The sequence below is a fragment of the Dyella sp. 05T440 genome (genome assembly GCF_056395965.1).
Genome location: NZ_JBFTKN010000011.1, coordinates 118,252 through 135,511, shown reverse-complemented (window position 1 = coordinate 135,511; position 17,260 = coordinate 118,252). Strand labels below are relative to the sequence as shown.

Below are 17,260 nucleotides of genomic sequence, written 5' to 3'. Positions count from 1 at the left end.
CGCACAGGGTGCGCTCCCACAAGAGAGGGCGATGGTTATTGGATGGTCCAGGACTCGATCGACAACCGCACCGAACTGGTCGGGTTGCTGGCGAAGACCTTGGTAGGCAGGGCCGGCTCGCGCTTGTTGTCCCAGCCGGGGTAAGCCACGGTCCAGCCGTCCTGGGTCAGGGTCTTGGGCAGGCCATCGTCGCCGAATTTCAGCTCGGCCGGACCGCTGTCGGCGCGGGTGCCCAGCACCCAGGCGCGCAGGTCGTGGAACGGCACTTGCCAGCCCAGCGCGTTCTGCACCAGCGACTCCACGTCAGGACTGCGCTGCGGACCGCCATCGAGGCCTTCCAGCACCGCACTCACCGGCGTCACCGTCAGCTTGAAGCTCTTGCTGCCAACCGGGCCCCGCACCACGAATTCGTAATTGTCGCCGTTCTGCGTCCAGGTCAGCGTGCCGCTGCCACCCTCTTTCTTGCCATTGACCTCGCCGGACACGCCGATCTTGCCTTGCAGGACCCAATGATCGGTCTTCTCCAAAAGATGCTCGCGGGCACGCTGCTCGTTGAGCAGCACCGCGTAATCGGCCTGGGGTTGCGGACGGATGGCTTCCTTATGGACGCAGGCGGCCAGCAGCAGCGGCAAGGCTGCCGCGAGGAGTCGAATCGGAAGCTTCATGGATTGAGGCGCTTGAGGGTGTTGTGGAGGTTGATGCTTTGCGGGTCGATCTTACGCACTTCGTCGAAGACGCGGCGCGCGTCTTCCTGGCGCCCCTGTTTCCACAGCACTTCGCCCAGATGCACGCCTACGTCCGCGTCCTTGTGCGCCGTCCAGGCGCCGCGGAGCGTGGTTTCGGCCAGGTCCAGATGCCCCAGCCGGTACTGCAGCCAGCCCCAGGAATCGAGGATGGCCGGGTCGTCCGGACGTGCTGCACGGGCCTGCTCGATCAGGCGCTGCGCCTCGGGAAGATCGCGGTTGGCGTCAGCCAGCGTGTAGCCGAGTGCATTGGTGGCATCGGTGTCGTCAGGCTTGAGCTGAAGCAGATGACGGAAATCATTGACCGCCTGGTCGGTCTGGCCGGCGGAGGCATAGGCCAGCCCGCGGCCATACAGCAGGCCCGGATCATCCGGCGTCACCTGCAGCGCCCGGCTGAAAGCGCGCTCGGCCTGGCTGTACTGCTGTTCGTCCATGTACAGCTCGGCGTCTACCTCGTAGGCGCGGCGAAGCATGGCCGGCTGGTCGAGGTAGTCGGTCTGCATCTGCGCGAGCTGCTCGTGCGCTTCGGCGCTGCGGCCCAGATCCTGCAGCAGCACGGCGCTGCGCAGGTCGGCATCGAAAGCGTGATCGTCATCGTCGGCGACCTGGTCGTACCACTTCAGCGCCTCATCTTTTTTGTCGAGCATCTCGGCCATCTGGCCCAGCAGGTAGGCGCTGCCCTGGCGCACGTCGTCCGGCGAGTGCTGCAGCTGGGTATACAGGCGATTGATGGTCTTGGTGTCGTGGGCGCGTGCGGCAAAGGCGGCGCGCATGGCGTAGGTGTCGGCGTCCTGCGGGCCACTGTCGAGCATGTGCGCGGCGGCGGCGTAATCACCGCCCTGCCCCAGCAGGGTCGCGTAGGCGAGACGTAGCTGGGTGTTCTTCGGGTCCTTGGCCAGCGCCTTGTCGAACAAGGCCTTGGCGCCGTTCTTGTCGCCGTCGTGGTACCGCATCTGGCCCAGCCAGGCATAGGTCTCGGCGGTGCCGAACCGCTTTACGGCGGCCTCGGCGATCTGCAGCGCATACGCATGACGGCCCAGCTTGTCGCCCAGTTCGCTCATCGCAAGCCAGGCCTGCGGGTCGTTGGGCAGGCGTTGCGGGGTGGCCACGGCCTCCAGCAACTGGGCGGATTGGGCGGCGTCGCGGCCGCTGACCAGTACCCGTCCGAACTGCCGCCATGCATCCGGATCGCCGGTATTGACCAGGATTTCCAGCTGACGGCGTGCCTCCTGGGTATCGCCCTGACTCAGTGCCAGCTGGGCGCGCGCCTGGGCCAAAGGCGCCGGCTTGCCGCCGAGGGCCTGCCAGCGGGCTATCGCCGCGTTGGCGCTATCGGTGTCACGCACCGCGATCGCCAGCGCAGCCGCCTGCTCAGCCACTTTGGGATCGAGCGACAACTGCGAGGCGCGGCTGTAGGCCGCCGACGCCGCCTTGAGATCGGTGCGGGTGAGCGCCATCTCGCCAGCAAGCAGCTGGGCCATCAGGTCGTGATCCTCATCGGGCACCGCGACCACCAGTCGACCCAGCGGCTGCTTGTCGTTGGCCAGCGAACGTCCCGACGAACCTGAGACGGTGGCGCACCCGGCCAAGGCCAGCGCCGCCAGACCGCCGACCGCAAAATGCCGCAGTTGCTTGAACTTGGACCACCTGCTCAGCACACTATTCTCCGCTCATCCGTCCGTGACACGGCCGTATCCACAATGTAGAACGGTCGTTGCTAACCGCTAGTTTACGCCGGATGCCCTTCGCCTCGAATCGCCCTGAACCATGAAGCTCATCGCCTTAGGGCTCAACCACCTCACCGCGCCGGTCAATTTGCGCGAACAAGTGGCATTCGATGCGGAGGCCGCCGGTGTGGCCCTGCAGGCGCTCGCCCGCGAGCCCGGCGTGGAAGAGGCGATGATCCTCTCCACCTGCAACCGTACCGAGCTTTATGTGAGCGTTTCGGCAGGAGCCGAGGACGTTCCGCAGGCATGGCTGAGCCGACACCACCATCTGACTGCGGGCAAGCTGGACGAGTTCCTCTATCGTCATGACGAAGATGAAGCCGTGCGTCACATGTTCCGTGTGGCGACCGGACTGGACTCGATGGTGCTGGGCGAACCGCAGATTCTTGGGCAGGTGAAGGACGCCTACCAGCAGGCGCGCGATGCGCAGGCCCTGCGCGCACCGATGGAGCGCCTCCTGCAGCACACCTTTGCCGTCGCCAAGCGCGTGCGTACCGATACGCGCATCGGCGCGCACACCGTGTCGGTGGCGTTCACCGCGGTGCGCCTGGCCGAACAGGTGTTTACCGATCTTCGTCAGGCCTGCGTGTTGCTGATCGGCGCGGGCGACACCATCGAACTGGCGGCACGCCATCTGGTGGACAAGCAGGTGCGCCGGCTCATCGTGGCCAACCGCACGCTGGAAAACGCGCAGGAACTGGCGACCCGCTATGGCGGTTATGCCATTGCGCTGAGCGACCTGCCGCAGCACCTGGCGGAAGCGGACATCGTGATCAGCTCCACCGCAGCCCGCCAGCCGATCGTGACGCGCAGCATGGTGGAGAAGGCCGTGACGGCCCGCCGCCGCAAGCCGATGTTCATGGTGGACATTGCCGTGCCGCGCGACATCGAAGCGGCGGTCGGCGAACTGGACGACGTCTTCCTCTATGGCATCGACGACCTGCGCCAGGTGATCGACGACAACCGCCGCTCGCGTGAAGCCGCCGCGCGCGAAGCCGACGCCATCATCGACCTGCAAGTGGAACGATACATGGCCTGGCGTCGCGCGCTGTCGCTGCGCAATCCGGCGGTGGATCTGCGCCAGCATGCGGAAGGCTATCGCGACGAAGTGCTGGAAAAAGCACGCGCCATGATTGCGCGCGGCAAGTCGCCTGACGAAGCGCTGGCGTACCTGGCCAATACACTGACCAACAAATTGCTGCACCACCCCAGCGCGCGCCTGCGCGAGGCAGCCCTCAGCGGCGACATGGATCTGCTGCATGCAGCCGGCCGTCTTTATGGCATTACGGAGAAGCCTGAGGTCAACGAAGAGTAGCGGGCCCCGAGAAAATCCAAGCGTCACCTCGCTGTTTCTCGTCCCTCACCTCTTCGCGTGCCTCTGCCATGACTCCTTCGATCCGCCGCAAACTCGAATCCCTTGCCGAACGCCATGAAGAAATCGGACTGCTGCTCGCGCAGCCCGATGTGCAGGCGGACAACAACCGCTTCCGCGAACTGTCGCGCGAATACGCGCAGCTCGAACCGGTGACGAACTCGCTGCGCGAACACGATGGCGCCGAGCGGGAGCTCAGCGAAACGCGTGCGATGCTGGACGATCCCGAGCTGCGCGAGATGGCCAGGGACGATATCGGCCGTCTCGAACAACGCCTGGCCGAACTCGACGACGAGCTGCAGATCTTGCTGCTGCCGAAAGATCCGCGCGACGAGGCCAACCTGTTCCTGGAAGTGCGCGCCGGCACCGGTGGCGACGAGGCGGCGATCTTCGCCGGCGACCTGTTCCGCATGTATACGCGTTACGCCGAGCGTCGCCGCTGGCATGTCGAAATATTGAGCGAGAACCACGGCGAGCACGGCGGCTACAAGGAAGTGGTCGCGCGCATCGAGGGCAAGGGCGCGTATTCGCGGCTGAAGTTCGAATCGGGCACGCATCGCGTGCAGCGCGTGCCGGAGACTGAATCGCAGGGGCGCATCCATACCTCGGCGGCGACGGTGGCGATCCTGCCGGAGATGGACGATATCGACGAGATCGAGATCAGTCCGTCCGACATCAAGACCGATACGTTCCGCGCCTCGGGCGCGGGTGGCCAGCACGTCAACAAGACCGATTCGGCCATTCGCATCACCCACCTGCCGACCGGCATCGTGGTGGAGTGCCAGGACGAGCGCAGCCAGCACAAGAACCGCGCGCGAGCCATGAGCCTGCTGAAGGCCCGCCTGCTGGATGACGAGCGCAGCAAGCAGGCCGCGGTGCAGGCCGAGTCGCGCCGGCTGCAGGTGGGTTCCGGCGACCGCAGCCAACGCATCCGCACCTATAACTTCCCGCAGGGCCGCATCACCGACCATCGCATCAACCTCACGCTCTACCGTCTTCCGGAAGTGCTGCAGGGCGATATGGACGAGCTGGTGGATACGCTGACCCGCGAAAACCAGGCCGACGAGTTGAAGGCGCTCACCGCCGGCTGAGCGGTCGACCCGTAAGTACGGATTGGCAGCCATGCCCACCCTGCGTTAGTTTGGCGGGATGACTGACCTCTTTACCCCCTCTTCTCAGGTGCTCGCTCAGCAGATTGTCCAATTGCTCGAGCGCGGTGCGTTCCATGATGGCGAACAGGCTGCCGCCGAGGCGTGCGCGCAGTATCCCGACGACGGCGAACTGGCGCGCCTGCGCGGCGTGGCCCTGCTCCAGCTGCAGCGGCCGGCCGATGCCGTGAAAATACTGGAGCAGGCGGCCCAGCTGGCGCCGCAAAGCGTGGAAGTGCAGTGCAACCTCGGCAGCGCCCAGCTCGCCAATGGCGACGCCGACGGCGCCATCGAGCACCTGCGCGCCGCCCTGCGGCAGTCGCCCGGCCACCCGGCCATCCTGTTGACGCTGGGCAACGCCTTGATGGCGGCCGCCCGCTTCCAGCACGCCCGCGAGTCCTATGCCATGGGCACCCATGGCGCGCCGGCCCATCCGGGCCTGCGCCTCAACCTCGCGGCGGCCGAGCTGGAGCTGGGCAACATCGACCAGGCCAAGACGCATACCGACGAAGCCTTGCAGCTGCATCCTCGTTTCGACGCTGCCTATGCCTTGCGCGGCCGCATCCTGCAGACCCAGGGCAGCGGCGCCGAGGCGACCAAGGCGTGGCTGACGGCCGAACGCATTTCGCCGCGCAATCCGCAGTACCCGTTCGCCGCCGGCCAGGTGATGGAGGACAGCGGCGAACTGGCTGCGGCCGCGCAGGCCTACGAGCGCGCGCTTCAACTCAATCCGAACGACGGCCGCACGCTCAGCCAATTGCTGTTCCTGCGCCGCCGCCTGTGCGACTGGCATGACCTGGACGAACTGAGCCAGCGGCTGCAGCAGGCGATTGCCGACGAAACCGCCGTGGTCAGCCCCTTTGTCACGCTGTCCGAAGACATCGATTCCGAGCTGCAGCTGAAGGCCGCCAAGGCGTTTGCCGCCGTGGTCGAGCAGCAGCTTGCCGCGTTGCGCAAGCAGCAGGACTTCAGCCATGCCAAGCCGGCCCCGGACAGTCCGGTGCGCGTCGGTTTCGTGGCCGACGGCTTCAACGATCACGCCACCGGCTTGCTGGTGGTGGCCATGTTCGAGGCGCTCGCCAACGACGACGACCTGGATCTGCACCTGTTCGCCACCACGCGCGACGATGGTGGCTCGATCCGCCGCCGCCTCGCTGCCGCGACCACCATGCACGACGTCTCGGCGCTCAATCCCGCGCAGGTCGCGCAGCGCATCCACGACACGGGCGTGGAAGTACTGGTCGACCTCAATGGTTACTCGGGGCGCGACAACGCCGAACTTTTTGCCCTGCGCCCCGCGCCCATCCAGGTGAACTGGCTGGCTTATGCGGGCAGCATGGGTGCCCCGTGGATGGATTACCTGGTGGCCGACAAGGTCATCGTGCCGGACGATCAGCGCGCCACGGTAAGCGAAAAACTGCTGCGCCTGTCGCGTTGCTACCAGCCCAACGACAACACCCGCGAGGTGGCGCAACCGCCATCGCGCGCCGAGTGCGGCCTGCCCGAGCAGGGAACGGTGTTTGTCTGCTTCAACAACAGCTACAAGATCAATCCCGCCTCGTTTGCCCGCATGATGCTGGTGCTGCAGCAGGTGCCGGACAGCGTGCTGTGGCTGCTCAGCGGCGTGGATGGCGCCGACGACCGCCTGCGCGCCGCCGCCAGCGCGGCCGGCATTGCGCCAGAGCGGCTGGTGTTCCTGCCGCGCATGCCGCACCAGGACTATCTCTCGCGCTACGTGCACGCCGACCTGTTCCTCGACACCCTGCCGTACAACGCGCACACGACCGCCTCCGACGCACTGTGGGCCGGTTGTCCCGTGCTCACCTGCACCGGCCGCACCTTCGCCGGACGGGTCGCCACCAGCCTGCTTCAGCAGCTGGGATTGCCCGAGCTGATCTGCGAGGACGAGGAAGCCTTTATCGCCATGGCGACCCAGCTTGGCAACGATCGCGAGGCGCTGCGCACGCTGCGCCAGCACCTGTCGCAGCAGCGCACGCAGAGCTCGCTGTTCGACATGCAGGGATTCGCCAGCGACTTCCGACGTGCCGTGCAGGCGATGAGTGCGCGCTACCGCATTGGACGCAAGCCGGCCGATCTGGATCTGTAAGCGCTGGCGGCGGCAGGGTTGGGGCGGTTTCTTCACTCCGTCCTTGCCCTGACTAGGGAAAATGCCAAGGGTCTTTACCCAAGGAGTCGCACCATGGGCAAGAAGAAACAGACCTATCGCCACGCCATGGCCGAGCTGCAGCTGGAGCTGGCTGGCCTGCATCGCTGGTTGCAGCGTAGCGGCCACCGGCTGGTGGTGATTTTCGAAGGGCGCGACGCGGCCGGCAAAGGCGGCACCATCAAGGCCATCACCGAGTCCATGGATACGCGCGGCTATCACATTGCGGCGCTGGCCAAGCCTACCGAGGTCGAGTCGTCCCAATGGTATTTCCAGCGCTATGTGGAGCATCTCCCCAGCGCCGGCGAAATCGTGCTGTTCGATCGCAGCTGGTACAACCGCGCGGTGATCGAACCGGCCATGGGCTTTTGCAGCAAGGCCCAGTACAAGGCCTTCATGGCCGCCGTCCCTGCGTTCGAAAAATTGCTCAGCGACGACGGCATCATCCTGCTCAAGTACTGGCTTGCAGTGGATCAGGAGGAGCAGGAAGAACGCTTCGACGAACGCGCCAAGGATCCGCTCAAGCGCTGGAAGCTCTCTTCCACCGACCTTGCCTCGCGCGATAAGTACGAGGAAATCGGCCACCTGCGCGACCTGATGATCGAACGCACCAGTCGACCGCATGCACCATGGTTCGTGGTCGACTTCAATGATCAGAAGCGCGGACGCGTGAACCTGATCCGGCACCTGCTGGAACAGGTGCCGCGCAGCGAAGAGACCATCCCCGAACCCAAGATGCCCAAGCTTAAGGGCAAGCCCAAGGACGAGCAGGTCACGCGCAAGGCGGAATGGGTGCCCGACACGTTCGGCGAGTGAGGCTCAGCCCGCCGCCGCACGCCGCATCTCGCCCAGGTCCAGCTTCTTCATGCCCATGATGGCCGCATGGACGCGTGCCACGCTGGCAGCGTCACCACCGGTCAGCAGCTGCATCATCTCGTCGGGCACCACCTGCCAGGACAGGCCGAAGCGATCCTTGAGCCAGCCGCACTGGCCATTCTTGTCGGCCGCGCCCGCCAGCAGGCCATCCCAGTACTGATCGATCTCTTCCTGCGAGCGGCAGTGCACGACCAGCGACACCGCCTCGTTGAAGCGAAACACGGGGCCGCCGTTCAAGGCTGTGATGTTCTGGCCATCGAGTTCGAAATCCACTGTCATCACCGAGCCCTCGGTGCAGCCGGACGCTGCGGCGCTTGCCGCTGTGTAGCGGGTGGTCATGAGGATGCGCGAATTGGGAAAAATCGACACGTAGAACTGCGCCGCTTCTTCGGCCTGATGGTCGAACCACAGGAACGGCGTGATGCGCTGGAATCGCGTGGACATGCGGCAGTCTCCTTGGTGAAGGACGGCAAGAGGTCGGCCTTATGAGGAAGACGAATAAGGCCGGCCGATTTCGACACGCGGCCTACTCCCCTACGACCCATGTCGCTGCCGCGTGAACGGGGGGCGCCGTGCCAGCGGTTCAAGCTTTGAGCTGCCAAGCCGATAAGACGACTGCCTGAACTCCAGGCACGCGCAGCGGGAGTGCGTCTATGCCAGGAACAGGCCGGGGGGCCGAGCTGGGCAAAGGGGATAGTGCGGCCGATATCGTGTGGCCGTTCGTGATGGTTGTCGTGGTGATGATCGGATTGTGCGTCGCCAGCCTGGACCTCCTGTCGGCGGCGCGCGCCTTCGTGGGCGGCGAAAGTCGCTGGTCCAAGGCCCAGAAGATCGCTGTTTCCAGCCTTCAGCACTATCTGTCCAGCCATGACGAGGCCGATTACCGGCAGTTTCTCGACGCCATCGACGTACCCCTGGGCGATCGCGCGGGACGCGAGGAACTCGATCGCACGTGGCCCGATATGACCGTCGTCGCCGCCGGCTTTCGCCGCGGCGGCACACCGGAAGACGATATTCCCGGCATGGCTCGCCTGTACCGTTATTTTCACGGCGTGGGCAGCATTCGCCGTGCGGTCGATGTATGGGTGGAGGCCGATCGCTCCATCGATCAACTGCTCGCCCTGGGCACCGATGCGCATCGGCGCATCAACACCGACCAGGGATCTGCTGCGTGGGCAGCGGCAGCCAGCGCACATTTGCGCCGCATTGATGAACGCCTTACGCCGTTGGAATACGCCTTCTCAGACGCGCTTGGCAACGCCTCACGCGAGACCTCCAACCTGTTGCGTGTATGGCTCTGCCTCGCCGCGGCGGTGATGGTGCTGGTTGCCACACGGCGCGCGCGGCGCCTGCTCGATGATCGTGTGCGCGTCGCCGATGAACTGCGCGCCAGCGAAGATCGCTTTCAGCTTGCGGTGGCCGGCAGCAACGATGGCCTGTGGGACTGGGACCGCACCACCGGTCACATCTACCTGTCCCCTCGCCTGCGGCAGATGCTCGGACTCAACGTCACGGACGATGGCGCCGCCACCTCGGTATTCCTTTGCATCCATCCGCAGGATCGTCGTCGCGTGATGCGCGCGGTGGCCGCCCACGTGTGGCGCAATCACCCGCTGAACGTGGAATTTCGGGTGCCGCAACGCTATGGCGCACCCCGCTGGTTTCATGCGCGAGGCGCCTCGTCCCGCGACGCGACCGGCAGCTCGCGGCGCATGGCCGGCTCGGTCACCGAGATCACGGAACGACGCAAAGCCGACGCCATGTTGTATGCGGCAAAGGAACGTGCCGAAGTCACCCTGCAGTCGATCGGCGACGCGGTGATCACCACGGATGCCAGGGGTTGCATCGCCTTTCTCAATCCCAGCGCCGAACGCCTTACGCGCTGGAGCACCGATCATGCCCGCGGCCTGGCGGTGGGCGCCATCTGCCAGCTGGTCGAAGAGACCAGCGGCGTGTCCATCGCCGACCCCGTCATGCAGGTGCTGCAAGGACAGCCGGCCTGGAGCCAGCACGACAAGCTCGTCCTGATGCATGCAGGGGGATCAACCACGGCAGTCGACCTGACGGCCACTCCTATCCGCGATCGCAACGGCAATATGGACGGCGTCGTGCTGGTGATGCGCGACGTGAGCCGCGACCGCGAACACGCGGCCCAGCTGAGCTACCAGGCCAGCCACGACGTGCTCACCGGCCTGATCAACCGTCGCGAATTTGAACGCCGTCTTGCGCGCGCCACGACGGCCGCCGAGAGCAACGGGCGCCCATTCACTGTGCTGTATCTGGATCTGGATCAGTTCAAGGTGGTCAATGACACCTGCAGTCATGCGGCGGGCGATGAATTGCTGCGCCAGATCGGCGCGCTATTCATCGGCCACGTGCGCGCCACCGATGCCGTGGCGCGACTGGGCGGCGACGAGTTCGTGGTGCTGCTGGAAGACTGCGATGCGGACGCCGCATTGAACATGGCGGAGAGCCTGCGGGTGGCGATCGGCGATCTGCATTTCGCGTTCGGTGAGCGCAGTTTCGCCACCACCGCGAGCATCGGCCTGGTCAGCCTGAGCGCCGACCAGGGCCTGCCCCGCGAAGACATCCTCGGCGCAGCCGATGCCGCCTGCCATCTGGCCAAGGAGAAAGGCCGCAACCGCGTGCAGACCTATCATCTGGACGACGACGAAGTTGCCGTGCGCCAGACCGAGATGTGCTGGGTGAGCCGCATCCAGGCCGCGTTGGCGAGTCACCGCTTTCGACTCTACGCACAGGACATCGTCGACCTGCGTCGCCATAGCCCGCATCGCCACGTGGAACTGCTGCTGCGCATGGTGGGCGAAGACGGCCAGCTGATCCCGCCGCGCGCCTTCATTCCCGCGGCCGAGCGCTACGGCCTGATGCCGTCCATCGATCGCTGGGTCGTGCAGTCGGCATTTGCCGCGCTACGCGATGCCACGGATCGCGGACTGCCCGATATTCCATCGCAATGCGCCATCAATCTTTCGGGCACCTCGCTGTGCGAGGACGGCTTTGCCGTGTTCCTGCGCCAGCAATTCATCGCCTTCGATATTGCACCCTCGTCGATCTGTTTCGAGATCACCGAAACGGCCGCCATTTCGAGTTTGTCGCGCGCCACCGCCTTCATCCACGAGATGCGGGCGCTGGGCTGCTACTTCTCGCTCGATGATTTTGGCGCCGGCATGTCCTCGTTCACCTATCTCAAGCATCTCCCCGTCGACTTCGTGAAGATCGAGGGCAGCTTTGTCAAAGACATGATCGACGACCCGATCGACCACGCGATGGTCGAGGCGATCAACAATATCGGTCATGTCACCGGCAAGCAGACGATTGCCGAATGCGTCGGCACGCCGGAACTGCTCGCGGCCGTGCACCGGCTCGGCATCGATTTTGCGCAGGGCTTCGTGCTGTCCGTGCCGCGCCCGTTTCTGCAGGAGAGCGAAGTCGCGCCAACCGCGTTCAACGCATGAGCGATCAGCGCGTGCGGAAGCCTTCGATGTCCAGTTCCTCGCAGGCTTCGCGAATGACTTCGTCGACCTGCGCACTGGACGGGCCTTGCCACAGCCATCGCTCCAGTTTTTCGATGCACGGTGGCGCGCCGATGGCGACCACTTCGACGCGCCCGTCCTCCAGATTCCTGGCGTAGCCGGACAAGCCGAGCGCCATCGCCTGTTCGCGGGTGCTGGCGCGATAGAACACGCCCTGCACCCGACCTTTGACGAAGAAGCGCACGGCCGCCATGGTCATTTACCCAGGTTGATGGCCTGGCCCAGCGAGGCTTCGTTGACGGTGCCGACGAAACGCTTGGCGACCTTGCCGTCCGGACCGATCAGCCACGTCGTGGGCAGGCCGCGCGGCTCATCGAAATCCTTCAGCGGCTTGTCCATGGTGACCTGGGCCACCGGGTAGCTCACCGGATGCTTGGCGATGAACGCCTTGATGTCGGCCGGGTCGCTATCGTCGTACGCCAGGCCAATGGCGCTGACCTTGTCCTTGTGCACGCTGACGAACTTGGAAATGTCCGGCATCTCCTTGATGCACGGCACGCACCAGGTGGCCCAGTAATTGACGATCACCCACTTGCCGCGCTGCGAGGCCAGGTCGTACGGCTTGCCGTCGAGCGTGGTCAGCTTGATCGAGGGCTGCTCGGGCATGGCGGCATGCGCCGCCCCCGCCATGGCCAGCAGGCCACCCATGACGGCGAGCGTTTTCAACAACTTCATCGCGATGTGTCCTTGGATAAATTCGAGGCCGTCTGGCCCAGCGGATAAGCATGGTGCAATGAGGTGTGCAGCACGCCTTCCAGCGATTGCGCCGCCTCATCGAGTAACGCTAGTAAGTGCGCGGGCAGGCGCAAATCGTTCACGCTCGCTTCCTGGGCCGGATGCAATGGCACGCGGTAGCTGCAATGAGCATATACGCGCATCAGGTCAGTGCTGTCGAGACTGTGCGTGAGCAGCCAGCCGGCGCCCACTTCGCCCTGGATCAGTTTCGCGCGCTGCAGGTCGCCGAAATAATTCACGATGGACGAGCGATGCAGCCGCGGCTCACAGGCGCGCACCGTATCGGGATTGATCTTGCGCCCTTCCCGCTGCGCCTCGATGAAATGTCCCAGCACCACCAGCAGGCCCAGGAAGGCTGCTTGTTCGGGAAGAAATTGCGAAGGCGGCAGATAATCGAAAGCAGACACGGCCGCCGCAATCGACGCGCAAAGGATCACGATCACCCACGAGAGGTAGATCCACAGCAGGAAGATCGGCAGCGCCGCCAGTACGCCATACACCTGTTGATAGGTGTGCGCGTGATGGATGAAGCGCGCGAAACCCCAGCGCGCCAGTTCGAACAAGATCGCGCCCATCAGGGCGCCAATGGCTGCATTGCGCCAATGCACGCGGCGGTTGGGCACCACCATGTAGATCAACATCAGGGTGAGGAAGGTGACCACGAAGGGCAACACCGCCACCACGCGTACCTTCAGGTTGAGCGTGTTCGCGGCATCGCTGAGCATCGGCAACGCGGTAGCAAACGACGCCACCGCAATGCCGCCGACGATCAGGATCGGGCCCAGTGTCAGTGCGGCCCAGTAGAGCAGCAGGCGCGATACCCAGCCGCGTTGCCGCTGCACGCGCCAGATGCGGTTCATGCGGTCTTCGACGCTGACCATCATCGACAACGCACTGAAGAACATCACCAGCACGCTGATGCCAGTGAGCTGGCTGGCGTTGTTGGCGAAACCGTCCAGGTATTCCTGTACGCGTACGCCGGCGGCCGGCATGAAATTGTCGAAGGCGAAACTGATCAGCGTGCTGCGTGCGTCGGCAAAAGCGGGAAAGGCCGCAAAGATCGCCAGCGATGCCACGATCAAGGGCACCAGCGATACCAGGGTGGTGTAGGACAGTGCGCCGGCGGTCTCGAAGCACTTGTCGTCGATGAACCGCTGCCACAGGAACCGGCTGAAGCTCCGCAAGCGGTCGCGATCGAAACGCAAGGCCATGGTGACTCCTTTCAACGTCGAACGCCCTATGGTGGCGCGATCGCTCATGCAGGTGCGTGAACAAGGCGGCAACAGGGGCTTGAACGCCCGTTACACTAACCGATCGAGACACTCACGCCCAACGCCATGAGCCAAGACATCCTGGTCCTCTACTACAGCCGCTCCGGCCACACCGCCCAGCTCGCGCGACTGATCGCGCGTGGCGTGGAGGAGATTCCCGGCATGCGCGCCCGGCTACGCCAGGTGCCGCCGGTGGCGCCTGTTACCGAACTGGCGCAGCCGCCGGAGCCGGAGGAAGGCGCACCGTACGTGACCCGCGACGACCTGGCCGAATGCGCCGGCCTTGCGCTGGGAAGCCCGACCCGCTTCGGCAACATGGCCGCACCGCTGAAGTACTTCCTCGACTCCACCGGCGCGGAATGGGCCAGCGGCGTGCTCGCCGGCAAGCCCGCCGCCGTCTTCACCGCGACCAGCACCATGCATGGCGGCCAGGAATCCACCTTGCTCAGCATGGCCCTGCCCCTGCTCCACCACGGCATGCTGCTGGTGGGCCTGCCGTACACCGAGCCCGCACTCACCTCCACCCAGAGCGGCGGTACGCCCTACGGTGCGAGCCACGTGTCCGGCGCCAAGGGCGACAACGCCATCAGCGAACACGAACGCGAACTCGCCCGCGCACTGGGACGCCGCCTGGCGGATGTGGCGCGGCGCCTGGGCTCGGCTGCATGACGACGCCGCTGACTGCCAACTATCGCGTGGGTCTGGTCGCCTGGGCTGCGCTCACGCTGCTCCAGTTGGTGTGGCATGGCTGGCTGTTTCCGGCGCAGAGCATGCCGCCGATGCTGGTGCTCGCCATCACGGTGATCCCCTTGCTGCTGCCGCTGCTCGCTGTTGGCGACGTGCGTCGTGCCTTGCTGTGGGTCGGGATTCTCAGCCTGTTCTATTTCTGCCATGGCGTGAGTGAGGCCTGGAGTGCGCCTGGGGAGCGTTGGCTGGGATGGCTGGAGATCGTGTTTACGTTGACGTTGATTGGGGTGTTGGGGGCGGGGGTGAAGAGGCGGCGGTCGGCGTAAGGACGCGCGCCTTGTCTTCCGTTTGAGCCTGCCTCTTCTTGGCTTGTCGTCCCGCCGGACGCCGGAGGCACCTTTCCACAGCCGAATGGCTGGTCACCCCGATTCGCCAGTCTCCGCTTGGCGCGGCTGCGCGATCTGGCTCGCCTGCCGCGGGCGTTCGTGCCGCTGCCGCCGCTCGAGTTACTTTTCTTTGCTTGCCTACGCATGCGCAGGAGCGCGTGCGAACGGCGAAGCCGGCCCCAAGGGCGGCGGGCAGGATGCCAGGAGTGAAGAAAAGTAGGCAAAAGAAACGGCACCCCGGATGGCACGCCTTCCGGACCTGTGGCCCTCCATGTGCGCGGTCGGGTTGCGCGGCATTGCCGGGCGTGTTTTTTTGTAGGAGCGCACTTGTGCGCGACCAGCCGACGGAGCGGTACATCCAGGTGGTGCGGTCGCGCACAAGTGCGCTCCTACAAGGGGGACGCAGGTCCGTGGATAGCGAATCAATCTTGCCGGTCGGCTCTTCTGTGGGAGCGCACCCTGTGCGCGACAAACCTACGGAGCGGTACACCGCAGCGTGGCTGTCGCGCACAGGGTGCGCTCCCACAGACAAGCGGGCGTTGGAGAGAAAATGAGCGATGCCCAAAGCCGATGCGAAGCGAGGCCCCGCTTTAAGTCCTCAGCGATTCGGGCGCGTTGCGCAGCGCATTGAGGTACCCGCTGTGTACCCTCGGAGGTTGTCCCACAACAGCGCGCCTCAAGCGTTCGGGCTTATCCAAGCACGATGCTGCGGGCGTTTTAGGCCATTCTCTTTGGGTTACTTTCGACGCGAAGCTAGTCCCGTGGGATCTCTTGGGCCAGCAAGAGAAAAGTGACTCGAGCGGCGGCAGCCGTTCGAAACGCCCGCCGCGTAGGCGGCACCCTTGCCTCGAGGCGACAACCGAAGACTGACGAATCTGGATGACCAGTTTCGCTGTTGAGAAGCGCCTCCGGCCTGCACCGGGATGACGCGCAAAGAGGCGGCCTCCGCCTTGATGACCAGCTAGAAGGCAGGCTGCATCCGGAAGCCAAACCAATGGCACGCAACCAGCGGCACTCCTCCCGATAAATGCCTGTGCCACATTCGCAGGAACAACGAGCAACGATAAAGCTCACCACCATCTCAAAAGACGCAAACACCCCAACCCCAGCTAAAAACACTCCGCCAACCTCCGCACCCCCTCATCAATCTGCGCCAGATTCGCCCCGCCATACCCCAACAGCAGCCCGCCCCGAGATGGCGGCTCCAGATAGCACGGCGTCAGCGGCCGCACCGAGACGCCCTTGCTCGCTGCCTTGCGCGACACCGCCACGTCATCCACCCCGTGCGGCAAGAGCCCCGCAAGCTGCATGCCCGCTTCCGTGCCGATCACTTCCAATCGCTCGCCAAGATACTTGCCGATCGCGTCGTGCACGGCTTCGCGACGCTGCATGTAGAGCGTTCGCATGCTGCGGATATGCCGCGCGAAGTGGCCTTCGCGGATGAATTCGGTCATGGCGGACTGATAGAGCATGGAGGAGAAGGTATCGATCGCATCGCGCCCGGCATGGAAATCGGCGACGAGATCATCCGGCACCACGATGTAGCCCAGCCGCAATGCGGGAAACATCACCTTGCTGAAGGTGCCCAGATAAATCACCCGTGCATGCGTGTCAGCGCCCTGCAGCGAAGACAGCGGTCGGCTGCCGAAGCGGTATTCGCTGTCGTAATCGTCTTCGATGATCCAGGCGTCGTTGCTCGCCGCCCAATGCAACAGCTGCATGCGTCGCGATGCGCTCATCGCCATGCCCAGCGGGAACTGGTGCGACGGCGAGATGTAGATCGCGCGGGCGCCCGCACCGACACGCGCGCCGTGCGCCACATCGATGCCCTCCGCATCCACCGGCACGGGCACCAGTTCCGCGCCAGCGGTGCGCAGCGCCTGGTGCGCACCGGGATAACCGGGATCCTCCATCCACACGCGCTCACCGGGGTCCAGCAGCACGTGGGCGCAGATCTGCAGCGCTTGCTGCGAGCCGGTGGTGATCAGGATCTGCGAGGCATCGCAGCGCACGGCGCGCGCCACGCCCAGATATTCGGCGATGGCCTCGCGCAATGGCAGATGGCCCATCGGGTCGCCGTAACCCATCGCCTCCGCCGACAGATGACGCGCGTGGCGGCTCACCAGCTTCGACCATAGCGCCGAAGGAAACGCATCCAGCGCCGGCAGGCCAACGCGGAATGCGCCCATATTGGCCAGCCAGGTGGCATCCGGCGTACGCATCTGGGCGGCGCGCAGAGAGGTGCGCCGCGAGCCTCCGCCCGTCGCCGCCGGCTCCGGGCGCGCCGCCTTCACCCGCTGCACCGTCAGGTCCGAAGGAATGGCGCGCGCCACGCAGGTACCGGCGCCGGTAAAGGTTTCGAGGAAGCCTTCCGCCTGCAACTGTTCGTAGGCGCCCAGCACTGGAATGCGCGAAATGCCCAGTTCATTGGCGAGGCTGCGGGTCGATGGCACGCGCTGCCCCGGCCGCAACTGTCCACTGCTGATGGCTCGGCGGAACCAGTCCGACAACTGCTGGTACATGGGTGTATCGCTGCCGGCGTCCATGGCAACGGGGGGCAAAAATCCGGCGGGGATGCGCTGCATGGGGCCGACTCC

At 65.1% G+C, this 17,260-nt stretch carries 14 protein-coding genes; 7 read left to right on the top strand and 7 right to left on the bottom strand.

Annotated features, from left to right (window positions below):
* Positions 1 to 35: 35 nt before the first annotated feature.
* Positions 36 to 665, bottom strand: coding sequence for a lipoprotein insertase outer membrane protein LolB (lolB, locus tag AC1DE1_RS15500; RefSeq protein ID WP_441605569.1), 630 nt, complete (start codon positions 663 to 665; stop codon positions 36 to 38).
* Positions 662 to 2,401 carry a tetratricopeptide repeat protein gene (locus AC1DE1_RS15495; RefSeq protein ID WP_441605570.1) on the bottom strand — a complete coding sequence of 580 codons (1,740 nt, stop codon included), beginning with the start codon at positions 2,399 to 2,401 and terminating at the stop codon, positions 662 to 664. Before AC1DE1_RS15495 ends, lolB begins: the two co-directional genes overlap by 4 nt.
* 109 nt (positions 2,402 to 2,510) lie before the next feature.
* Here AC1DE1_RS15495 and hemA point away from each other — a divergent pair, with 109 nt between their 5' ends.
* The 4 genes from hemA (at position 2,511) to ppk2 (ending at position 7,970) form a co-directional block, all read left to right on the top strand.
* A complete protein-coding gene (hemA, locus tag AC1DE1_RS15490; protein ID WP_441605571.1) occupies positions 2,511 to 3,785 on the top strand; it encodes a glutamyl-tRNA reductase in 1,275 nt (424 codons plus the stop codon).
* A 68-nt stretch (positions 3,786 to 3,853) separates the two neighbouring features.
* Positions 3,854 to 4,933, top strand: coding sequence for a peptide chain release factor 1 (gene prfA, locus AC1DE1_RS15485; RefSeq protein WP_441605572.1), 1,080 nt, complete (start codon positions 3,854 to 3,856; stop codon positions 4,931 to 4,933).
* A 58-nt stretch (positions 4,934 to 4,991) separates the two neighbouring features.
* Positions 4,992 to 7,097 (top strand): O-linked N-acetylglucosamine transferase, SPINDLY family protein, encoded by a 2,106-nt coding sequence (locus tag AC1DE1_RS15480; protein ID WP_477177743.1) that lies wholly within the window; start codon positions 4,992 to 4,994, stop codon positions 7,095 to 7,097.
* Positions 7,098 to 7,190: 93 nt separating this feature from the next.
* On the top strand, positions 7,191 to 7,970 hold the full coding sequence (ppk2, locus tag AC1DE1_RS15475; RefSeq protein WP_441605574.1) for a polyphosphate kinase 2: 780 nt from the start codon (positions 7,191 to 7,193) through the stop codon (positions 7,968 to 7,970).
* Positions 7,971 to 7,973: 3 nt separating this feature from the next.
* On the opposite strand, the gene AC1DE1_RS15470 is transcribed toward ppk2, so the two are convergent.
* Complete coding sequence (locus tag AC1DE1_RS15470; RefSeq protein ID WP_441605575.1) at positions 7,974 to 8,474, bottom strand: VOC family protein; 501 nt, start codon at positions 8,472 to 8,474, stop codon at positions 7,974 to 7,976.
* A 209-nt stretch (positions 8,475 to 8,683) separates the two neighbouring features.
* Here AC1DE1_RS15470 and AC1DE1_RS15465 point away from each other — a divergent pair, with 209 nt between their 5' ends.
* Positions 8,684 to 11,506: an EAL domain-containing protein gene (locus AC1DE1_RS15465; protein WP_477179127.1), complete on the top strand. Its 2,823-nt coding sequence runs from the start codon at positions 8,684 to 8,686 to the stop codon at positions 11,504 to 11,506.
* 4 nt (positions 11,507 to 11,510) lie between these two features.
* On the opposite strand, the gene AC1DE1_RS15460 is transcribed toward AC1DE1_RS15465, so the two are convergent.
* From AC1DE1_RS15460 to AC1DE1_RS15450, 3 genes are read right to left on the bottom strand one after another with little or no spacing between them, the layout of a single operon-like run.
* Positions 11,511 to 11,777 (bottom strand): acylphosphatase, encoded by a 267-nt coding sequence (locus tag AC1DE1_RS15460; protein ID WP_441605577.1) that lies wholly within the window; start codon positions 11,775 to 11,777, stop codon positions 11,511 to 11,513.
* A gap of 2 nt (positions 11,778 to 11,779) precedes the next feature.
* Positions 11,780 to 12,259, bottom strand: a complete 480-nt coding sequence (locus AC1DE1_RS15455; protein ID WP_441605578.1) for a TlpA family protein disulfide reductase — start codon at positions 12,257 to 12,259, stop codon at positions 11,780 to 11,782.
* Positions 12,256 to 13,530 (bottom strand): YihY family inner membrane protein, encoded by a 1,275-nt coding sequence (locus AC1DE1_RS15450; protein ID WP_477177745.1) that lies wholly within the window; start codon positions 13,528 to 13,530, stop codon positions 12,256 to 12,258. Before AC1DE1_RS15450 ends, AC1DE1_RS15455 begins: the two co-directional genes overlap by 4 nt.
* A 126-nt stretch (positions 13,531 to 13,656) precedes the next feature.
* Between AC1DE1_RS15450 and wrbA the strand changes: the two genes are divergently transcribed.
* Complete coding sequence (gene wrbA, locus AC1DE1_RS15445) at positions 13,657 to 14,259, top strand: NAD(P)H:quinone oxidoreductase (protein ID WP_441605580.1); 603 nt, start codon at positions 13,657 to 13,659, stop codon at positions 14,257 to 14,259.
* Entirely contained in the window at positions 14,256 to 14,603 is a 348-nt protein-coding gene (locus tag AC1DE1_RS15440) for a DUF2069 domain-containing protein (RefSeq protein WP_441605581.1), read from the top strand. The genes wrbA and AC1DE1_RS15440 overlap by 4 nt, the downstream gene beginning before the upstream one ends.
* Before the next feature lie 1,169 nt (positions 14,604 to 15,772).
* On the opposite strand, the gene pdxR is transcribed toward AC1DE1_RS15440, so the two are convergent.
* Positions 15,773 to 17,248, bottom strand: coding sequence for a MocR-like pyridoxine biosynthesis transcription factor PdxR (pdxR, locus tag AC1DE1_RS15435; protein WP_477177026.1), 1,476 nt, complete (start codon positions 17,246 to 17,248; stop codon positions 15,773 to 15,775).
* Between the last annotated feature and the right edge of the window lie 12 nt (positions 17,249 to 17,260).